Annotated in this window: 22 protein-coding genes; 8 read left to right on the top strand and 14 right to left on the bottom strand. The window is 37.4% G+C overall.

Annotated elements, in window-relative coordinates; translation table 11 throughout:
* The first annotated feature begins 6 nt into the window (after window positions 1–6).
* Window positions 7–477, top strand: coding sequence for a hypothetical protein (locus AC52J8_RS10375; protein ID WP_025464664.1), 471 nt, complete (start codon window positions 7–9; stop codon window positions 475–477).
* Between the two features lie 75 nt (window positions 478–552).
* Here AC52J8_RS10375 and AC52J8_RS10370 read toward each other — a convergent pair whose 3' ends face one another.
* Window positions 553–891 carry a hypothetical protein gene (locus AC52J8_RS10370; RefSeq protein ID WP_086398917.1) on the bottom strand — a complete coding sequence of 113 codons (339 nt, stop codon included), beginning with the start codon at window positions 889–891 and terminating at the stop codon, window positions 553–555.
* A 171-nt stretch (window positions 892–1,062) separates the two neighbouring features.
* Window positions 1,063–1,770, bottom strand: a complete 708-nt coding sequence (locus AC52J8_RS10365; protein WP_086399042.1) for a Crp/Fnr family transcriptional regulator — start codon at window positions 1,768–1,770, stop codon at window positions 1,063–1,065.
* Window positions 1,771–1,862: 92 nt separating this feature from the next.
* Between AC52J8_RS10365 and AC52J8_RS10360 the strand changes: the two genes are divergently transcribed.
* Window positions 1,863–2,384: an Mpo1 family 2-hydroxy fatty acid dioxygenase gene (locus AC52J8_RS10360; protein WP_086398918.1), complete on the top strand. Its 522-nt coding sequence runs from the start codon at window positions 1,863–1,865 to the stop codon at window positions 2,382–2,384.
* 46 nt (window positions 2,385–2,430) lie between these two features.
* On the opposite strand, the gene ychF is transcribed toward AC52J8_RS10360, so the two are convergent.
* The 8 genes from ychF to AC52J8_RS10320 all read right to left on the bottom strand — a co-directional run bounded on the left by ychF (window position 2,431) and on the right by AC52J8_RS10320 (window position 10,913).
* Window positions 2,431–3,522: a redox-regulated ATPase YchF gene (ychF, locus tag AC52J8_RS10355; protein WP_002050104.1), complete on the bottom strand. Its 1,092-nt coding sequence runs from the start codon at window positions 3,520–3,522 to the stop codon at window positions 2,431–2,433.
* Between the two features lie 93 nt (window positions 3,523–3,615).
* Complete coding sequence (locus AC52J8_RS10350; protein WP_002114258.1) at window positions 3,616–4,275, bottom strand: methionine ABC transporter permease; 660 nt, start codon at window positions 4,273–4,275, stop codon at window positions 3,616–3,618.
* Window positions 4,256–5,332, bottom strand: a complete 1,077-nt coding sequence (locus tag AC52J8_RS10345; RefSeq protein ID WP_086398919.1) for a methionine ABC transporter ATP-binding protein — start codon at window positions 5,330–5,332, stop codon at window positions 4,256–4,258. Before AC52J8_RS10345 ends, AC52J8_RS10350 begins: the two co-directional genes overlap by 20 nt.
* Before the next feature lie 5 nt (window positions 5,333–5,337).
* Window positions 5,338–6,171 carry a MetQ/NlpA family ABC transporter substrate-binding protein gene (locus AC52J8_RS10340; protein ID WP_086398920.1) on the bottom strand — a complete coding sequence of 278 codons (834 nt, stop codon included), beginning with the start codon at window positions 6,169–6,171 and terminating at the stop codon, window positions 5,338–5,340.
* A gap of 13 nt (window positions 6,172–6,184) precedes the next feature.
* The gene (locus AC52J8_RS10335; protein ID WP_086398921.1) at window positions 6,185–7,015 is read right to left on the bottom strand and encodes a MetQ/NlpA family ABC transporter substrate-binding protein; all 831 of its coding nucleotides are present in this window, start codon (window positions 7,013–7,015) and stop codon (window positions 6,185–6,187) included.
* Window positions 7,016–7,029: 14 nt separating this feature from the next.
* Complete coding sequence (locus AC52J8_RS10330) at window positions 7,030–8,442, bottom strand: LLM class flavin-dependent oxidoreductase (protein ID WP_086398922.1); 1,413 nt, start codon at window positions 8,440–8,442, stop codon at window positions 7,030–7,032.
* Complete coding sequence (locus AC52J8_RS10325) at window positions 8,442–9,665, bottom strand: SfnB family sulfur acquisition oxidoreductase (RefSeq protein ID WP_086398923.1); 1,224 nt, start codon at window positions 9,663–9,665, stop codon at window positions 8,442–8,444. Before AC52J8_RS10325 ends, AC52J8_RS10330 begins: the two co-directional genes overlap by 1 nt.
* 12 nt (window positions 9,666–9,677) lie before the next feature.
* Window positions 9,678–10,913, bottom strand: coding sequence for an SfnB family sulfur acquisition oxidoreductase (locus AC52J8_RS10320; protein ID WP_086398924.1), 1,236 nt, complete (start codon window positions 10,911–10,913; stop codon window positions 9,678–9,680).
* Window positions 10,914–11,257: 344 nt separating this feature from the next.
* Here AC52J8_RS10320 and AC52J8_RS10315 point away from each other — a divergent pair, with 344 nt between their 5' ends.
* The 5 genes from AC52J8_RS10315 (at window position 11,258) to AC52J8_RS10295 (ending at window position 15,823) form a co-directional block, all read left to right on the top strand.
* Window positions 11,258–12,022 (top strand): glutathione S-transferase family protein, encoded by a 765-nt coding sequence (locus AC52J8_RS10315; RefSeq protein WP_086398925.1) that lies wholly within the window; start codon window positions 11,258–11,260, stop codon window positions 12,020–12,022.
* A gap of 533 nt (window positions 12,023–12,555) precedes the next feature.
* The gene (locus AC52J8_RS10310; RefSeq protein WP_014206541.1) at window positions 12,556–13,449 is read left to right on the top strand and encodes an amino acid ABC transporter substrate-binding protein; all 894 of its coding nucleotides are present in this window, start codon (window positions 12,556–12,558) and stop codon (window positions 13,447–13,449) included.
* 94 nt (window positions 13,450–13,543) lie between these two features.
* Window positions 13,544–14,386: an amino acid ABC transporter permease gene (locus AC52J8_RS10305; protein ID WP_002114400.1), complete on the top strand. Its 843-nt coding sequence runs from the start codon at window positions 13,544–13,546 to the stop codon at window positions 14,384–14,386.
* 2 nt (window positions 14,387–14,388) lie between these two features.
* Window positions 14,389–15,066, top strand: a complete 678-nt coding sequence (locus tag AC52J8_RS10300) for an amino acid ABC transporter permease (protein ID WP_002114551.1) — start codon at window positions 14,389–14,391, stop codon at window positions 15,064–15,066.
* 13 nt (window positions 15,067–15,079) lie between these two features.
* Window positions 15,080–15,823, top strand: a complete 744-nt coding sequence (locus AC52J8_RS10295; protein WP_002114298.1) for an amino acid ABC transporter ATP-binding protein — start codon at window positions 15,080–15,082, stop codon at window positions 15,821–15,823.
* 53 nt (window positions 15,824–15,876) lie between these two features.
* On the opposite strand, the gene AC52J8_RS10290 is transcribed toward AC52J8_RS10295, so the two are convergent.
* The gene (locus AC52J8_RS10290; protein WP_197738922.1) at window positions 15,877–17,190 is read right to left on the bottom strand and encodes a DcaP family trimeric outer membrane transporter; all 1,314 of its coding nucleotides are present in this window, start codon (window positions 17,188–17,190) and stop codon (window positions 15,877–15,879) included.
* Window positions 17,191–17,533: 343 nt separating this feature from the next.
* Between AC52J8_RS10290 and AC52J8_RS10285 the strand changes: the two genes are divergently transcribed.
* On the top strand, window positions 17,534–18,004 hold the full coding sequence (locus AC52J8_RS10285; protein WP_002050132.1) for an Lrp/AsnC family transcriptional regulator: 471 nt from the start codon (window positions 17,534–17,536) through the stop codon (window positions 18,002–18,004).
* Window positions 18,005–18,049: 45 nt separating this feature from the next.
* Here the strand turns inward: AC52J8_RS10285 and AC52J8_RS10280 are convergent, their stop codons facing one another.
* From AC52J8_RS10280 to AC52J8_RS10270, 3 genes are all read right to left on the bottom strand, one after another.
* A complete protein-coding gene (locus AC52J8_RS10280; protein ID WP_002114471.1) occupies window positions 18,050–18,799 on the bottom strand; it encodes a YebC/PmpR family DNA-binding transcriptional regulator in 750 nt (249 codons plus the stop codon).
* Between the two features lie 161 nt (window positions 18,800–18,960).
* Window positions 18,961–19,506 carry a 1-acyl-sn-glycerol-3-phosphate acyltransferase gene (locus AC52J8_RS10275; RefSeq protein ID WP_032034782.1) on the bottom strand — a complete coding sequence of 182 codons (546 nt, stop codon included), beginning with the start codon at window positions 19,504–19,506 and terminating at the stop codon, window positions 18,961–18,963.
* A 186-nt stretch (window positions 19,507–19,692) separates the two neighbouring features.
* Window positions 19,693–20,265 carry a TetR/AcrR family transcriptional regulator gene (locus tag AC52J8_RS10270; RefSeq protein ID WP_005076373.1) on the bottom strand — a complete coding sequence of 191 codons (573 nt, stop codon included), beginning with the start codon at window positions 20,263–20,265 and terminating at the stop codon, window positions 19,693–19,695.
* Window positions 20,266–20,516 lie beyond the last annotated feature (251 nt).

Below are 20,516 nucleotides of genomic sequence, written 5' to 3'. Positions count from 1 at the left end.
TTTGATATGTTCAAGGCAAAGATTCGTTTAGTTTATATCGCCATGATGAGTGCAGGTATTTTTACATTGCAGGGCTGTGATAATGGTAATCAAGGTGCAGAAAAAAAAGTAGAAATTAAGCCAGCACCGAAACTAACCAATGATGCAACTGTTTATGCTCAAAAAGCATGGACATTAATTAACACGGTTGAGCATTTAGTTTATGAAAAACAACTCAGCCAAATTGATGACAAAGTTCGTAAACCTTTACGTCAATTGAGTACAGACTGGCGCATTAATGTAAAAATGACGGATTCAGTGACAGAAGGGAAATATGCACTCTGCCGTAAGGCTCTGACAAGTTTAGATATATGGGCACGCGAAACACTAGAAAACAATAGTTCAGTTGCCCAAAAACAAGCGGACTATGAGCGAGATAAGGCTCAATGTAAGGATGCGATCGATACACCAAATCTTGGAAATACGTCGCCAAAATAAAACTAATGAATCTAAAAAAAGCGAGATGATCAATCTCGCTTTTTTTGCTTTTAAACGATAATGAGTGAATATGAATTACGGTTTTGTGGCAGCTTTAGCGGTGTTTGCAGTCTTCACAGCATCTTGTTTCATTTGATGAGTCATTTGCTGTGATTCATGTTGAGCATGAGTCGCGCTGGTCATTGCATCATGTTTTTGAGTGCTTAAGTCTTTTTTAACATCCTGTTTAGTTTTAGTTACCTCTTTCTTGGCTTTTTGAGCTGTAGTTTTTCCTCCATGTACCGCTACACATTTTCCACCTTTGTGATTTGGTCCTCTACCGCCTTGTAGTTGAGTTCCTTTTGGACATGCAAATGCCGAAACACTTAGCATAGCCAATACGCCTGTTGTAAGAATTGTTGATAATTTTTTCATGTTAATCAGCGCCTTGTTGAGTATTATTGCTCAGCTTGAGTGTAGGCTGAAAATATCTGCTTTAACACATTTATTTTGTGGAAATAGAGTTTGAACAATGTTTTGATTTGCAGTGTTATCTAATTTTTTAATTTAATTTTAAGTTTTTATTATTTAGCCGCTTTTAAAAAATTAGGATTGTGCTTTAGCAACTACTTTCAATTTCTCAATATCTAGAATCTCAATTTTTCTAAAAGCAATTTTAATGATTTTCTGTTTTTCGAGCAGGCTCAGTTCATGATTGATCGTCTGTCTAGATGTGGTCAGCATATTTGCCAATTGTTCTTGAGAAATATGAATTTGATGATCTTGAATAAGAATATGATTCCCATATCCTTCTAAAATGAATAGAAGACGCTGAGCCAGCCTTTGAGAAATACTACGTGTTTGGATAGCAATCTGTTCTAAGAAAACGTACCTGAGTTTTTGACTGGTTAAACGTGCAAAATAGTACCAATAATATGGATTATCCTTGAGTAGCTCATTTAAAGGCTTCGCTGGAATATGTAGAACTGTACTTTTTTTCAATGCAATCGCATCGTGTGAGCGCGGTTCATGATCAATCAATGATATTTCACCAAACCACATGATTGGCTCAGCAATAGCAGAAAGAGCTTCATTACCATTTACATCGACATAACCCAAGCTAATCGAGCCTTCAAGTACGGTATAAATGCCATCAAATAGATCTTGAGCATGGAAAACATAGCTATTTTTCTCAAAGGTGATTTGTTTGCCATGTTCTAAAATAAAATTTTGGAATGTTTCCGGAAGCACACTAAACCATGTGTTTTCTTTTAGTCGATTAATATAAATTAGGTCCAATATTCGGTCATCCATGAAAAAATTCATTATTTTGTCAAATAGCTGACAACTTTAAGTTTTCCTTATATGTACAGTATGACTATATGTAAGTGAATAGGGAATAACTCATGTCAAATCTGGAGCAAGAGCTTAGCAAATATGCGGCTTACCACTTAAATCATAAAAATATTTTGACGCACTTTATCGGTATTCCGCTCATCGTGTTTTCAATTTTGTGTTTAACCGCAAGAGCTGGAGTCGATATTGGTAGTTTTAAACTGACTTTAGCCATAGTCCTGATTGCAGCTAGTACGATCTATTATTTTATTTTAGATAAAGTATTTGGCTTACTCATGCTCGTTCTTTTAGCTGCTGTGTATCCACTGGCGAGCCAAATTGCACAGTTATCTTTTGGAGAATGGTTAGTAGCAAGTATTGGTTTCTTTGTGGTGGGTTGGGTCTTTCAGTTTGTGGGACATTATTTTGAAAAGAAAAAACCTGCTTTTGTTGATGATGTGATAGGACTTGCGATAGGACCATTATTTGTATTGGCAGAATTTATATTTATGCTAGGTTTTAGAAAGCCTTTGCATACGCGTATTTTACAAGAGGCGCGTAGTAAACGAGAGACGATGGATTTAAGTCATTAAATGTAAAAAAGCCCCAACATATTGGGGCTTTTTCTTAAGCTTTAACTTAAACGTTAAAACGGAAGTGCATTACATCGCCGTCTTGAACAACGTAAGTTTTACCTTCTAAACGCCATTTACCAGCTTCTTTAGCGCCGTTTTCACCGTTGTATTGTACGAAGTCATCATATGCAACAACTTCAGCACGGATGAAGCCTTTTTCGAAGTCGGTATGAATCACACCAGCGGCTTGAGGAGCGGTTGCGCCAACTTTTACTGTCCATGCACGTACTTCTTGTACACCAGCAGTGAAATAAGTCTGTAAACCTAAAAGTGCATAACCTGCACGAATAACCACATTTAAGCCTGGTTCTTCCATGCCCATTGCTTCTAGGAACTCAGCACGATCTTCATCTTCTAATAATGAAATTTCAGCTTCGATTTGGTTGCAAAGAGGAACAACAATTGCGTTTTCCTCAGCAGCAAGTTTTTTAACTGCTTCTAAGTGTGGGTTGTTTTCAAAACCGTCTTCTGCAACGTTTGCAATATACATAGTTGGTTTTAACGTCATTAAACCAAAACCACGAACTAATTTGCGTTCATCATCAGATAAATCAGCTGCACGAGCTGGTTTACCTTCGTCAAGTAACGGTTGGATTTTTTCTAAAACTGCTTTAGTTGCTACAGCTTCTTTGTCACCGCCTTTAGCAACTTTAGTTAAGCGTAAAATTGCTTTAGCAACAGTTTCAAGATCGGCAAGCGCAAGTTCAGTATTGATGGTTGCGATATCGTCTAACGGATCAATTTTACCATTTACGTGAATCACGTTTTCGTCTTCGAAACAACGTACAACGTGTGCAATTGCATCAGTTTCACGAATGTTAGCAAGGAATTGGTTGCCTAAGCCTTCACCTTTTGATGCACCAGCAACAAGACCTGCAATGTCCACAAATTCCATTGTAGTTGGCAAAATACGTTGCGGCTTAACAATTGCAGCAAGTTTGTCTAAACGTGGATCTGGTACAGGAACAATACCTGTGTTTGGTTCAATGGTACAGAAAGGGAAGTTTTCCGCTGCAATCGCTGCTTTCGTTAATGCATTGAAAAGGGTAGATTTCCCTACGTTTGGCAGACCAACAATACCGCAATTAAAACCCATGAAAACCACTCACAAATGTGTAAATTAAAAATTGTCGCTGATTTTACATGAAAGCCATGACAAAGTCATGGCTAGAGCAGGGTTGTATTGCGTTTAAACTTTACGTTTATCAAGTTGCTGGGCTAATGCATCGCCAGCCGCTTGTACCAACATGACTAAAACAATTAAGACTAAAATGACAGCCACCATAATTTGCATATCAAAACGTTGATAACCATAACGATAAGCAATATCTCCTAATCCACCTGCACCAATAGCACCGGCAATTGCAGAAGAGTTAATCATAGTCACAATAGTCACGGTAAAACCCGCCACAATACCTGGCAAAGCCTCTGGTAAAAGTACATGCCAAATAATTTGCTTACGGTTACAACCCATGGCTTGTGCAGCTTCAATTAAGCCTTGGTCGACTTCACGTAAACTGACTTCTGCAATACGCGCAAAAAAGGGAATTGCTGCAATAGTTAAGGGAACAACCGCTGCCCAAACCCCATAACTTGTCCCGACAATCCAGCGAGTAAGCGGAATAAGCGCAACCATTAAAATAAGAAAGGGTACAGAGCGAGTAATGTTGATGACCCAACCTAAAGCCTGATTAATCTTTTGTGACGGATGAATGCCGTGCTCAGAAGTACTGACTAAAACAACAGCAATCGGTAAGCCAATTAAAAAAGCAATAAATGCAGATGCACCTACCATGAGTAAGGTATCTACAGTTCCAGTAATTAATAAATCAATGAGCTGGTCGTGCATAGCCAAGTACCTCAAATTGTGCAATTGCAGTTAATGCATCTTGTCGTATAGATGAAATATCAATTTCTACGTTAGGAATACCGACTAAAAGTGAACCAATAATATGCCCTTGAATGGTATCGACCTGACTTTGATATAAATTGATGGGTGCTTTAAATCTAGCTAGTAGTTCTTGAATATCTGGAACCTGATGTGCTTCAGCCTCATATTTCAGTTTTACAATAATATGAGTCGAATCTTCATCGGGTAGAGGACTGATTTTAAAAGGCAGGGTAATTTGCTCAAGGTTTAACAATTCTTGAGTAATTTGTTGTTCTGGTCGTGAAAATACAGACCAGACTTGTCCAGCCTCTACTATCTCACCTTGATCAATCACCACCACTTGATCACAAATTTCTCGAATGACCTGCATTTCATGAGTGATGAGTACAATCGTTAGACCCAGTTCCTGATTAATCTTTTTAAGTAAAGCCAAAATAGTCGCGGTACTTTCAGGGTCAAGTGCCGAGGTGGCTTCATCACAAAGTAAAATTTCTGGGTGGTGAACAAGTGCACGTGCAATACCGACACGTTGCTTTTGTCCGCCTGAAAGTTGCGATGGGTAGTAGCCAGACTTATCTGCAAGACCTACGAGTGCCAAAACTTCATTTACACGTTGGTCGATATCTGCTTTGTTGTAATTGGAAACTTTTAAAGGCAATGCCACATTTTCCCAGACTGTTTTTGCAGACATTAAATTAAAATGTTGAAAAATCATTCCAATTCGTTGGCGAGTTTGAATAAGCTCGGCATGACTCAATTCAGCAATGTTTTGTTGATGAATATGAATGCTACCAGTATTTACTTGTTCTAAACCATTTAATGTACGAAGTAAGGAAGATTTTCCTGCACCACTTTTACCAATAATGCCTAAAATCTTACCTTGAGGAATATCAAGGTTAATCTCTTTTAAAGCATGCAGTTTTTGACCTTGTGATTGGTAAAACTTATTTAAACCGCGAATTTTGATATGGGGCAGAGAAAAATCAACTTGTGATCCAAAACTCACCATTGTCATTCTCCTTATTTCCAGCCTTGAAACCACATACCTTGGCCAAAGTCTTTATCCAGAATATCTTGTACTTGTTTTGAGTTCTGGAATGCTTTAACAAAGGTTGCAAGTTTTTGGTTTTTATCTTGGTAATCGCGACGGGTCACAAACAAAATTGCATATTTTTTATCGATTGGATCTAAAAATAATGCGCTATGTGGGTCGGTTACCTTTGCCATTTTTAAGTAGTGAGGGAAGCCGAAAATTAAATCGACATCGTTATATGTATGTGCTGTCTGCGGACCTTCAACTTCAACAAAACTTAGCTCTTTAGGATTAGCAATAATGTCTTGAGTGGTTGAAAGTTCATTATTAATATCTTTCAGCTGAATTAGACCAGCACGGTGCAGTAAAATTAAAGCACGGGCTAAATTGACCGGATCGTTTGGAATAGCTACACGTGCTTTTGAAGGTAATTCTTCAAGTGATTTATATTTTTTTGAATATAAACCCACATGACTTCCTGAACCCACACCAAATGCGTGTAAGTCATAACCCGTTTCTTTAACAGCATTACGTAGAAATACGCTTTGCTGGAAAAAGTTTGCATCAATATCACCGTTTTGTACGGCAACATTGGGTGCTCGCCAATCAGAAAATTCAACGAGTTTGACATGAACACCTTGCTTTTCTACTTCATTGGCAATGCTTTGTAATAGCTCAGCATAAGGCGGGCTAATCCCGATCGTTAAAACATCATTGGCTTGTTTATTTTTAATATAACGGTAACCTACGAGGCCCAGAACTACGATTAAAATCGTAATTCCGAGTAACCAAGGTTTATGCTGTTTGAACTGAATCGCCATAATCTTTCCGTTATTACTTCCAGCCAGGGAACCAAAGTGTTGGCCCAATCTCAGCATCTAACACAGCTTTAACTTTTGGCGAGTTTTGATAGATCTCAACAAATTTCTTTAATTTGTCGCCCTTATCTTGGTAGTCATCACGCACTACAAATAAAATTGCATAACGTTTATTGGTATTGTCATCAAGTAAAAGTGCACTTTCAGGGTCAGCTGTTTTTGCTAAGCGTAGGTAATGCGGATAGCCAAAAGCCAAGTCAACATCATCAATTGCACGAGCAGTCTGTGGTCCTTCAACTTCGATGAATTGCAAATTTTTAGGATTTGAAACTACATCTTTTAGTGCAGATAAATGATTATTTGAATCTTTAAGCGTAATTAATTTAGCTTGCTGTAAGAGTAGCAGGGCACGACCTTGGTTCACTGGATCATTTGGAATGACTACACGTGCGTTTTGCGGCAATTCATCAAGGCTTTTATATTTCTTTGAATAAAGTCCCACATGTGATGCTGCACCCACTGCAAATGCCTTTAATTTAAAGCCTGTTTCTTTAATTGCATTGTCTAAGAAAGGTTGGTGCTGGAAAAAGTTCGCATCAATATCCCCGTGATTTAAAGTAATGTTTGGTGTATTCCAGTCAGAAAATTCGACCAGTTTTACATTTAAACCCTGTTTCTTTGCTTCATCGGCAGCAGCTTGTAAAGTTTTTGCAAATGGTGGGCTAATACCAATCACAAGTTCATTTGAGCCACTTTGGCGATGTTTATTCCAAAAGAATAAAGCAACAATAAGGACTACAACGACTAAGCCTACGCCTAGCCATTTTTTTGAGGCTGTTTGAGCCATGTCTATCTCCAAATTTAAGCGGTTATTTCTTCAATTGTTGTTAAGTTTTCGCTGTTGTTATAGGGACTACATCGGAACGCTTGAACAGGGTGTTGTTTTGGTAATTGATCACCCCGATTAAAAATTTTGTTCCGCAGTGAACCCGTTTTATATGCAGTTTTATAGCGACCACGTTGTTGTAGCTCAGGAATGACCAAGCGAATAAAGTCGTGGTGAGACTCAGGTGCAACTGTACGTGTCAAATTAAAGCCATCAATATCTGTGTCATCTAAAAGATGAATTAAGTATTCAGCAACTTCTTCACCACTACCCACGATGAGGGGATAACGACCACCTAAAACATGCTGAGCTTTTAAGTCATTTTTCGTGATTTGTTGCTCTTTAAACTTTTCGGTAATCGAAACAATGCTGTTACTTTTTTGGTAAGGAATCGCTTCATCGTCGGCAAATTTACTTAAGTCGATGCCAGTTGAACTCGCATAATGCGCTAAGCCAGCTTCAGGGCTTGCATACTGACGATATTCATTCAGTTTCTGTACAGCGAGACCATGTGTTTCGGCCACAACAACAGTTATACCGACAAAGACTTTAATGTCATCTGCTGAACGGCCTTGCTGTTCTGCAAGAGCACGAATCTTTTTCACTTGTTCGCGTATTTTGTCGGGTTTGTCGCCGCCAATAAATACACACTCAGCATGACGAGTCGCAAACTGCATACCTTTGGGTGAAGCACCTGCTTGAAACAGTGTTGGGGTGCGTTGAACAGAAGGAGATACCTGAAACACACCTTCACTTTGGTAATATTTTCCGTGGTGGTGAATGGTGTGAACTTTAGACGGGTCTGTAAAAACACGCTGTACTTTATCTTTTTTAACGGCGTCGTTTTCCCATGAACCTTCCCAATATTTATAGCAAAGCTCTAAAAATTCTTCAGCTTGTTCATAGCGAGCATCGTGGTCTTTTAAACCTTTTTGACCAATTAAGCGTTCCGCACTATCTAGATAACCTGTCACGATATTCCAGCCAATACGACCTTGAGTTAAATGGTCGAGACTCGCAAAGCGGCGGGCAAATTGATACGGATGCTCATAGCTTAAGTTCACAGTGACCCCAAAACTTAAGTTTTGAGTAACTGCTGCCATAGCTGAAATAAGTGTAGATGGGTCATGGCTTGGAAGTTGAATGGACTCTTTTAAAGTGAGGTCTATACCGTTTTGATAGACGTCATACACACCAGTAATATCGGCTATAAACAAGCCGTCAAATAAACCACTTTCTAAGGTCTTAGCTTGTTCTGTCCAATAGCTCAGTTCATTAAAGCGGTGTGATTCATCACGTGGATGTGTCCATAAGCCATGATTGATATGCCCAACACAGTTCATGTCAAAGGCGTTTAATAAAATCTCTTTTGCTTTGAAATCTGCCATTACAATGTCCCCCGACGAGGTGGAAGCACACCGTTAAGAACGTAGTTCCCAATAAAGTAATATTTCCATCGTGCGGCATCATGCAACGTATGTACACGCGCATTACGCCAGAAACGGTCTAGGCCATCTTGAGACTGACTACCACGACTACCAGCAAGTTCAATCAGCTTAGACGATGCTTTTAGGGCGATATCTGTACTATGAGCACGCACTTTAGCCACATCAATTGAAGCTTTAGCAATGCTTTCAGGTGTGGTTTCAATTTTTGCAGCATCAATTGATTGCGCAGCTTGTTTTAATAACACTTCACTTGCTCGTACATCTACAGCAATGCGTCCTAGCTCATAAATCGTTAATGGATCTTGGTTGGCTGTTTCTACTTGTGAATCAATCCATGGGCGAGCTTGATGCACTCTTTGCAAACTTTCTTCAAAGGCTGCACGTGCAATGCCTACCTCAATTGATGCATGCATAATTTGAGCAAAAGGGCCCACTAAGGTTGGTTGTAAAAATGCAGTATCAAAAGGAATAACATCATCTGCATCGACAAAAACCTGATCAAACTTGACCGTGCCGCTGCCTGTCGTTTTCTGTCCAAAGCCAGACCAGTCATCAACAAGTTTTAATCCTTGTGAACCACTTTTTACAAATGCCAGATACTCTCGACCTGCATCGTCTAAAACTAAGGTTGGAATACGGTGAGCAAATAAACTTCCTGTGCAGTAAAACTTTTCACCCTGAATGAGATATCCATTTTCGTATGGACGAATATTGGTTTGTTTATGAGTTGAAGTTTTGGTCTTAAACTCAGCAAGTGCATTACCAAAGCGAGTGCCATTTAAAACTTCGCCATATAAACGTTGTTTTTGAGCTTCTGTGCCTGTATTTCGTAATACTTCCAACGCATAGAAATGGTTTTGTGGAATTTGTCCGATTGAACCATCGGCACCGCTTAAAAGAGCGATTACTTTAGCAACGGTATGGCTTGAAACTTCGGCACCGCCATATTGCTTAGGTACTGTAATTGCCCAAAGACCAGATTGGCTCAAAGCATCGATTTCGGTATACGGTAAAATTCGTTGAGCGTCTCGCTCAACGGCGGTTTTTTTAAATTGCTCAGCAAACTGTTTGGCAACTTCTAATGCTTCAGCATCATTTTGAATAATGTGCGCTTGGCCAGATGCCGATGTTTGTTTCGTTTGAACAGATTGATATGAAGTCATGACAATTTCTCCTTAAATCCAAGCATGGCGGGCAGGGAAATGACCATTAAGGTAATAATTGCCAATGGCATGTAATTTCCAGCGAACAGGGTCGTGTAAGGTATGTACACGGGCATTTCGCCAATGTTGATCTAAATTGTGTTGGCTTAAACTTGAACGACTACCGCCTAGCTCTAGTAGTTTTTCAGAGATTTGTAGGGCAGCATCATTGGCATAGACTTTCGCTTCAGCAACCAAAATTGAAGCTTTAGCTACTTGTTCATCAGTCACCGTTTGAAGTTGATCAAGTTCATCTAAATACTCAGCAGCTTCATCAAGCAGTAAAATTGCAGCATCGAGCAAAATATTTAACTTACCTACCTCTTGCAGTGTGTAATGTTCAAAGCTGGCTTTTTCAACATTTGCATCAATAATTGGACGTGCTTTATGAATAGTCGATAAAGTATCGTCAAAAGCAGCTTCTGCAATACCTACATCAATTGCTACTTGTAATAACTGCGAATAGGCACCCCGATAGGTTGGGGTTTGGGTCAATAATCGCTCATCAAAAATAAGTTCAGGTTTAACTTCAACTTGATTTAATTTAACTGTACCGCTCGCTGTAGTACGTTGACCAAACCCATTCCAGTCATTAATGACTTCAATGCCTTGAGCATCTCGGTTAACAATGACTAAAACCACATGACCTTCAGGATGAATTGCTTTAATCGCGAGCCAATGCGCAAAGCTCGTACCTGTAGAATAAAACTTTTCGCCGTTTAAAATATATTTGCCGTTCTCAACAGTAAGATTGCTTTTTAATGTTTTTGAATCATGGGTATTACGTTCTGGTCCACCGTTGGCAAGACGTTTACCTGCTAATATTTCTGAAAAGATGAATTGTTTTTGTTGTTCTGTGCCCATGATTTCGATCAGGTTTAAAAGGCTAATCTGATTTTGTGGAATCTGACCAACATTCGCATCACCTTTACTCAAAATACGGAAAACTTGAGCCAAAGTTTTATTGGAAATAAAAGCACCGCCATATTTTTTTGCAATGCGAATACCACCTAGGCCTTTTTGGCTAAAGTTTTCGATTTGCTCATGCGGTAATAAGCGTTGTTGATCACGTGTATTACGACCCTCTAAAGCATAATCCGCCACTTGATAAGCAGCATTAATCGCTTGTTGATCATTTTGAATGATTTGGACGTATGCAGTCGTTTTTGATAGAGAATTAGACATAATGACACCTTGTATTGCTGTCATTACCTTACAAAAGAAATATTTTTCCACTAAACGAGGACTTATGCTCAGCTTATGAAATAAAGTGCAAAGCATTTTTTTTGCTTTTTAATGAAAAAATAGAGATATTGAAAGATTATAAAAAACAATAGTTTAAGGTTGATATGCGGAAAAATAATAATAGAATTGGTTTTAATATGAAAAAGAGCAATAAGTACGGTAAAAAAAGATATAAAAAAATAGACTTAAGTGTCAGTGAAAAATGAGCACAATATCCATTGTTTTAACTAAAAATAGCTTCTAAAGTATCTACTTACCGACGACCATTTTTGTACAAATAGTCAAATAAAAATAAACGTGGAGATTTTATGCGGGTTTTGTATCAGTTTCCTTTGTCCCATTATTGTGAAAAAGCTCGCTGGTTGTTAGACCATAAAGAACTTGATTATGTGGCTCATAACTTAATTCCAGGCTTTCATCGTGCTTTTGCACAACTCAAAACAGGCCAAAATTTACTGCCTATTTTGAAAGATGATCATCAATGGATCGCTGAATCGACTAAAATTGCACTTTATCTGGATGATACTTATCCGGAGCATTCACTGTTACGTCGTGATGAACAATTAAGACAGCAAACATTAAAAATAGATAGTTTGGCTGATGAGCTGGGTATTCATGTCCGCCGTTGGGCTCTAGCTCACACGTTGGCACATGGAGACCATGCTTTAGAAATTATGATGGGTGAACAAGGCTATTTACGTCAGTTTGAAAAAATATCGAAGCCATTCCTCAAAACACTGGTAAAGAAGAACTATAAACTTGAAGAAGAGATAGTCAACCAGTCAAAAGAGCGCATGGATGAACTCATAACTGAACTAAATAGCTGCTTAATCGAAAATCAGGCACGTTATATGGTAGGCGATCGCTTAAGTCTTGCTGATATTTCTGTATGTTCTATGCTTGCTCCTTTATTAGAAATAAAGGGTACGCCGTGGGAGCGGGAAGAGGCTGAAGGTGTTTCGGAAGAATGGAATAACTATCAACAAAATTTACTCGATTTACCTCTAGGTCAGTATGTTTTAAGAATATATCAAACTGAGCGTAATGCGCGAGTAGATTGGCGCGGAATTTAAAATTATAAAATGCCCTGAGAAAATCGGGGCTTATTTTTATCTTTGCTAGTTATTTTATTAATGTAGATATTACTATCAATTTTCTAAATGATTTTTATTATGCCATTTGTTTATATTATTTTGATGTCAAAATTACTTTTTACAATATAAATTCCATTTTATCTAAATGACTAATAACTTTAATTTTTATGATTTTTTGGAAAATACAATTTTTCTAAATACTATTTTTAGCCAAAGTTAAGCCACTTTATTGTGCATGTGTTTACAATGTAATCAATAATTGCCACATTTAAGTGTAAATAGATGAGCTTAATAATAGACAGAAGATTAAAACATAGATTAAAGTAGAAACATGTGAGCAGTTTTAAAGGTATTAATTCTGCAAAACAGATTGAATAGAATAAGTGAAGCAAATGGATGGGTCCGACTTGGAAAAGTTGGCTCGATAATTGCAATTTAATAAAAAATCACTCTATTGCTCTATATGAATGATTCTATAGATAAATAGAGAGAATGATCATCAAGGAGTTCTTATGAAACGTTCTGCAACCTCTCTCATTATTTCAACAGTTATGCTTTGTACGGTTGGCGCTACTTCCCAAATTCAAGCAGCAGATACATTAGCTAAAATTAAAAGTACCGGAAAAATCGTAATTGGTCATCGAGAATCCTCAGATCCAATTTCATATGTTGTTGCAGGTAAACCAGTAGGTTATGCAGTCGATATCTGTAACCAGTTTGCAAATGACATTAAAAAAGAATTGAAAATGCCTGGCTTAAAAGTTGAGTATAAGGCAGTAACTTCATCAACACGTATTCCTGAGCTTTTGGCAGGCAATATCGATATGGAATGTGGTACCACTACAAACTCTAAACAACGCCAGCAACAAGTTGGGTTCTCAACTAACTACTATGCAACAGAAGTGCGCATGGCTGTTAAAGCAAACTCTGGCATTAAGAGTTTGGCGGACTTAAATGGTAAAGCAGTTGTTACTACTCAAGGCACTACATCTGACAAATACATCAAGATGAATGAAAAAGGTCAGGCAGTTAATGTTCAAAATATTTATGGTAAAGATCATGCTGATTCTTTTGCCATGATGGCATCTGGCCGTGCTGCTGCATTTGTAATGGATGATAATATTTTAGCAGGCTTGATTGCGAAGTCTTCTACACCTAAAGCTTTCGCAATTGTAGGTCCGGTACTTTCATCTGAACCTTACGGAATTATGCTTGCTAAAGATGATCCAAAATTTAAAGCGATTGCAGACCGTACTGTAAATAACTTGTGGAAAACTGGTAAAATGGACGCTTTATATAAGAAGTGGTTCTTATCTCCAATTCCACCAAAAAACACAAATTTGAACATGCAACAAAGTTCATCTTATAAGAAATTAAAAGCTAACCCAACAGATGCAGGAATCTAACTGGATCTTTTTGTCCTAAATTTACTTGTGTAAGTGTAAAGATTCATTTGCACAAGTGGTCTATTTTCTAAAGATATTAATTTAAGGGGCAAACATGTCAGTCGGCTCGCTAAACTGGACTATATTCTGTGCGGAGTCTAATGAATATGGTGTCGATAAAGCCGCATGGGCAGAATCAGTTTGTAAAGCTATTGGTAGCTCAAGCTACAATGCTTATGCTGAGGCACCCACATGGTTACAAATGTTAGGTTCAGGCGTGTTCACTATGGTTTGGACAGCTATTATAGCCTTTCTTATCGCATTTTTATTAGGTTCTCTCCTAGGGGTAATTCGTACATTACCCAACAAACCTCTCGCATTTATCGGCAATTGTTACGTTGAAATTTTCCGTAATATTCCACTTATTGTGCAACTTTTCTTCTGGGCTTTTGTTTTTCCCGAGTTTTTACCGGACAGCTTAAGTGCAGGTAGTGGGGATGTAGTTGCTGGTGGTTGGTGGAAAAATATTTTAAATCAGCAACCTGCGGTTATTGGTGTTTTTGCATTAGGTCTCTACACGGCTGCCCGTGTATCTGAGCACATACGTGCCGGAATTAATACCGTGTCTCGTGGACAGAAGTTCGCAGCTTCCGCTATGGGTTTTACTACTGCACAAAGCTATCGTTATGTCATTTTACCGGTTGCATATCGTACAGTATGGCCAACGATTACATCTGAAGCAATGAACGTTTTTAAAAACTCAGCTGTTTTATATGCGTTGAGTGTGTTGAATTTCTTTGCTTACACGAAAACCATGCGTGAAGAAACTTCTCAGGACATTATCATTCTTATTCTCTCTACACCTGTTTATTTGATTATCACTTATAGCATTAAGTTTGTGATGGCATGGATTGAGAAACGAATGGCTGTACCTGGCTTAGGTTCAGGAGGGAAGTAATCATGGATTTTTCTTTATTACAAAACCCTGATGTGATCGCGGCACTCAAAGAAGGTTTCATTTTTACGCTTACCGTAACGGTATTAGCAATGATGGGCGGTATCCTAATTGGAACCCCATTGGCAATGATGCGTTTATCTAGTAATGCCATCGCAAGTAATTTTGCAAAATTTTATGTTGATCTGTTTCGTGGTATTCCACTGATTCAGGTGATCTTTATCTTCTATTTTTTGTTGCCGAAAGTATTTGAGTTTCAATCTGATACTTATTGGGGACCGTTGTTTTCGAGTGTTGTAACTTTTGCCATTTTTGAAGCAGCTTTTTTCTCGGAAATTGTACGTTCTGGAATTCAGTCTATTTCAAAAGGTCAGGTACATGCAGGCTATGCGCTAGGTTTTACCTACGGTCAATCAATGCGCTACGTGGTATTACCTCAAGCCTTCCGTAACATGCTCCCAGTATTGTTAACTCAAACAATCATTCTATTTCAGGACATCTCTTTAGTTTATGTGATTAGTGCACCAGACTTTTTAGGCCGTGCAGATACATTGGCTAATACTTATGGACCTGAAACAAAAGCAACATTCTATTTAATCGTCGCTGTAGTGTATTTCTGTAGCTCGTTTGTGCTGTCGCATTTAGTCAAACGCTTACAGCAAAAAATTGCCATCATTCGCTAATTGGAGATTTTAAATGCCAATGATAGACATCCAACATATCTCTAAATGGTATGGTGATTTTCAGGTTTTAACAGATTGCACGACGAGTATTGAAAAAGGTGATGTCGTTGTTGTTTGCGGACCATCTGGTTCAGGAAAATCAACACTCATCAAAACAGTAAATGCTTTGGAACCATTTCAACAAGGTGACATTATTGTTGATGGAATTTCGCTTAAAGATCCAAAAACAGATCTGGCTAAATTCCGTTCAAGAGTAGGAATGGTCTTTCAGCACTTTGAGCTTTTTCCGCACATGACTGTTTTGGAAAATTTGACGATTGCTCAAGTTAAAGTGTTAAAGCGTTCAGTTGCAGATGCTCGTGCAAAAGGTTTGAAATATTTAGAGCGTGTAGGCTTACTTGCTCATAAAGATAAATTTCCGGGGCAGTTGTCGGGTGGTCAGCAGCAACGTGTAGCGATTGCACGTGGCTTGTCTATGGACCCAATCTGTATGTTGTTTGATGAACCAACTTCTGCACTTGATCCTGAAATGGTCGGTGAGGTTCTTGAAGTTATGGTACAGCTCGCACATGAAGGCATGACCATGATGTGTGTTACGCATGAAATGGGCTTTGCTAAAAGAGTATCTAACCGTTTAATTTTTATGGATGAAGGTAAAATTTTAGAAGACTGCCCAACCCATGAATTCTTTGATAATTTAGAAGCTCGTCATGAGCGTGCTAAACTTTTCTTAGAAAAAATTCAGGCGATGCATTAATAACTTTAATAAAAAAAAGAGCCATTAAAGGCTCTTTTTTTTATATCTAATTTTTAGAAACTATACTTTGCTAGCAGGTTGATACGTGAATAATCACCCTTGTCACCTGCAAAAGTTTCACGTTGACCGTAAGTATATTCTGCTCCTAAATCAATATTTTTAGTTGGGTTCCAGATTAAATTGACTAAAGCGTTATAAATTTCTTTGTTATAGCTGGTATTGGTTAAATTGCTATCTGCATACACATTATCATCTTTATATTGAATCCCACCTACAGCAAAAGTAGAACGCAGAATAGGGCTCCATTTACGTTGATATCCAATTACTGCACTATCGAATTCTCCTAAATTAATATCTTGTGTTGTTGTGTCATAGTTATAAGCCGAATTGCTATAAAGTAAATAACGGCCATCGCCTTTAACATGATAGTAGTTAGCAACCACGCTATCTTGAGGCGTTAAATCATATTTACCACCAACGCCTACACCCCAGCCAAATTTTTCTTCAGAAGTACTATCTTTTGGAGCCACACGGTTTTCATGGGCAAGACCATGTAGCTGTAATAGGCCTTTGTTATCCGTAGTTTTGAAATCATATCGTGCTGTTAAAGCAGGAAAACGGCTTCCACCGGCAGCATTACCAGCTTTTTCAACATCGCCACCCTCTAAGGCAACTAATATTTTTTGTTGTGCATTAATTGGCTGGGTGTAACGAACCTGTACTGTACGTGTAGTACCTGTACCAATAGCGCCATTAAAGTCTACTGTTTCTGGTGATGTATCTGTGTTTACAAACGGTGAGGTTGTTTGACCAGCTAGCCATTTTCCTAAAGACATATAGGCATGACGAACACGGAAAGTACCATTGCCATTATCTCCATTGCCACCCATGAAATCGGCTTCAATTTTACCTGTTAAATCTCCATATTGAGTTGGACGAGTAATATCTAAGCCAATTCGTGAAGTTGCTGCAGATACATTTAGTGAGTCTTGTTTTGGATCATCTTTATTGAGTGGATAATTGGCACCATTTGAAATACTGCCATTTGAACCTTTAAAGTCATAGGTTGCATCTGCGCGAACACTACCATAAAGCTTGACTTGAGTTTGCCCATCGGCCATAGGCATCCAACCCGGTTTTGATGCAGGAGGTGTAGGGGTAACTGGTGCTGCGGGAATTGTTGCTGGAGCAGTGACAGTTAAAGCTGTTTTTTGTTGATCAGATAGTTTCTGAACAAGTTGTTTTAACTCCTTTACTTCATCACGTAAGGCGTTAACTTCAGCATCTGTAGCGGCATGCACAGGCATCGTCACGCTCATTGCACCTAAAGAACTCATTGCTAACACTAGTGTTTTGATCTTATTCACAGGAACTCCCCCGACATGGATAAAAATTTTCCTGCAAATACATAACAAAAATGATGCCAACTTTAAGAAACTTGAAAAATAGTCAAATTTTGATGATTACTTCCTTTTTAGAGTTAAATAGTAGTGAGAATAAGGAGTTTGCATCGATAAAACAGATTTAAGCATAAACCGACTCTCTAAAATGAATCGCCCTGACACTACTTGCACGTTTAAAAGGCATAAAAGAATTAGGCTCTATAAAGGAAATAGAGTTTTACTGTTTATAAACCTTTGTATTTTCAATGCAGAGGTGGTGGTATAGGGTTATACTGTCTTTACTGTGAAATTCTGGCTGGAGATAAGAGTGGAGTTAGATCGTTTTGATAAACAAATTCTAGAAATTTTGTCTCATGAAGACTTAAATTTGAATGAACTTTCAGAACGGATCAATCTGTCAGTCAGTTCTGTACATCGCCGTATTAAGCACCTGATTGAAGCCAATATCATGGGGCAGCTCAAAAGGGAAATTAATTTTAGTAAGCTTGGTTTTACTTTACATATTTTATTGCAAGTTTCGCTGAGTAAACATGATAGTGAAACATTTGATAAGTTTCTGTCTGAAATAGAAGCAATTCCAGAAGTAACTAATGCATTCTTGGTAACGGGACAGAGTGCTGATTTTATTTTAGAGCTTGTAGCACGCAACATGGATGACTACAGTGAAATTTTATTAAGACGTATTGGAAAAATCGACAATGTAGTTGCTTTGCATTCTAGCTTTGTCATTAAAGAATATAATGTATTTAATTGCTATAACTTGCTGAACAAGCTATAAAAAAACGCACCAAATGGTGCGTTTTCTTTGATTCAAATGTTTGATTTAAGCATCAAGTTGAGCCAAAACCTCATCCGAGAATTCAACGTTAGTATAAACGTTTTGTACATCGTCAAGATCTTCAAACATATCAATCATTTTAAGAATTTGTTTTGCTTGGTCAACATCGGTAATTTCAGCTTTTGTAGATGGACTCATCACAACTTCTGCGTTATCAGATTTTAAACCAGCAGCAGTAAGGGCATCTTGTACTTCACCGAAAGTTTCTGGTGAAGTGATTACCAAAATTTCATCTTCTGAAACTTCAATATCTTCAGCGCCAGCTTCTAAAGCAACTTCCATGATTTTATCTTCTAAAGAAACATCTTCAAAAGTAATCTCACCACGTTTAGTAAATAGATAAGATACAGAACCCGCAGTTCCTAAGTTACCATTTGTTTTACTAAAACAGTGACGTACGTCTGGTACTGTACGGTTTAAGTTATCTGTCATTGTTTCAACAAGAACAGCAACCCCGCCAACCCCATAACCTTCATAAGTTACTTCTTTTAAATCATCATTATCTTCACCACCAGCACCACGTTGGATAGCACGGTTAATGGTGTCACGTGTCATATTAACTGAGAGAGCTTTTTCAACTACTGCACGCAGACGAGGGTTGCTAGCAGGATCTCCACCACCAAGTTTGGCAGCAGTCACAATTTCACGAATATATTTAGTAAAAACTTTACCGCGACTTGCATCTTGTTTAGCTTTACGATGCTTAATATTGGCCCATTTAGAATGACCCGCCATGGACGTGAACTCCAAAAAAAGAAAATGCAAAAGTGCTGGAATATTAGCATAGGCTTGGTTTTGTTGAAAACTGTTGCCCTGCGTTTTGTTAGCCAATTGAATAAGAACAATAAGCTTAAGACCTAATGAGTGAGATTAGGTCAAATCAAGTCCAATTTGATTTAGTTAATTTTTACATCTATACCAAATTGAGCGTACAGCTCTTTAATGGTTTCCAAGTCTTTTTGTAAATCAGTCGGGTAAATTTTACCTAAAATCCCACCTTGTTTACTTCGAGCATTGGCATACATTAAAACAATAGGAACATTGGCTGCTTTTGCAATATGCCAAAAACCTGTACGGATAGGCTTACGTTCAGAGCCATCTTTAGCACGTGTAGCTTCTGGAGCAATTACTAAATTAAATGTTTCATGGGTTTGAAATTGTTCAACCATTTGCGAAACGATATCTTTACTTCCTTTACGATCAACAGGAATGCCACCCAATTTTTCTAAAATTGGCTTAAGGGGGCCTTTGAAAAGTTCTTTCTTTATTAGAGTATGAATTTTGATGTCTAACATTTGGAAGAGGGCAATCGAGAGCACTGCATCTAGATTTGAGGTGTGTTCAAAGCCAATAATAACTTGTTTTTTCTCAAGAATTTGTGGGTCTACATTGTAGGTCCAACCAACGGCTTTAAAGATAGAGTTACCTAGAAATTTTTTCATAAATCAGTGCAAATTGATAAATTTTCAGGATTCTAATATGAGTTTGTAAAAAAGCCTAGAAAAATTATGAAAGCTAAAGTAGAGCACAAAAGTTAAGGATTATCTAAGTTCTAAAATAATTAAAAAGTTCTTTTTTTATTTTTCTCAAACTTCGTCTTAAAGTAATAAACCTAGATAATTTTAAAATTAAGATACTGGCTGTGGTATCTCTTCATTAATTAAATATTCAATATATTTCCAAATTTTTTCAGGGTTAATAAGGTTTTTATCGGTCGTTCCATCAATAATCATCCCATCAATAATAGAAATAATGATATGAACAAGGGGAGTTGGGTTTTCTATACCTAACTGAGTAAGTTTTTCATGTAACAGATTAGTCAACCATTTTGTATATTCATAAAATGGTTCACGAATTGAAGTATATTGTTTAGATACTTCAATAAATGCCTTTTTAAATAAACAGCCATTAAATGTTTCGCTATTGATCCATTCAATATACCAATTAAAAATAATATGAATTTGCTCAAGAGGACTAGCATCTTGATGTAAACTTAATTGTTCATTGATTGAGTTTTGAATATTTATATTTCGATGTTGCAAGCATTCCATAATTAAATTTTCCTTTGACGGAAAATATTTATAAAAAGTCATTTTTGCAACATTTGATTCAGCAATAATACGGTCAACACCAGTAGCATTGTACCCAATCTGATTAAATAAATTTAAAGCAGTATTTATAATATCTTCTTTTTTTGACATTACTATTCCATATAGTTAAAACTAATTATAACTTAATCTAAAATATTAAATTTTTAATACAAATTATGATAATAAAAAACTGATTTTGATTCAAGTTGAGATTGTGATAATGATTATCATTAATTGGAGTGTTTTTAAATTTTTTATTTGATTTCGTACGATTTTAATTCTAATATTAATCAATGAAGGAACATATTTAAATATTAATTTAAGTCATTGTTTTTATAATAAAATATGTAAAAATCGATCAT

It is taken from the genome of Acinetobacter sp. S-1 (assembly GCF_059579785.1).
The sequence above is the reverse complement of the archived record's forward strand: the minus strand, read 5'-3'. Positions and strand labels throughout refer to the sequence as shown.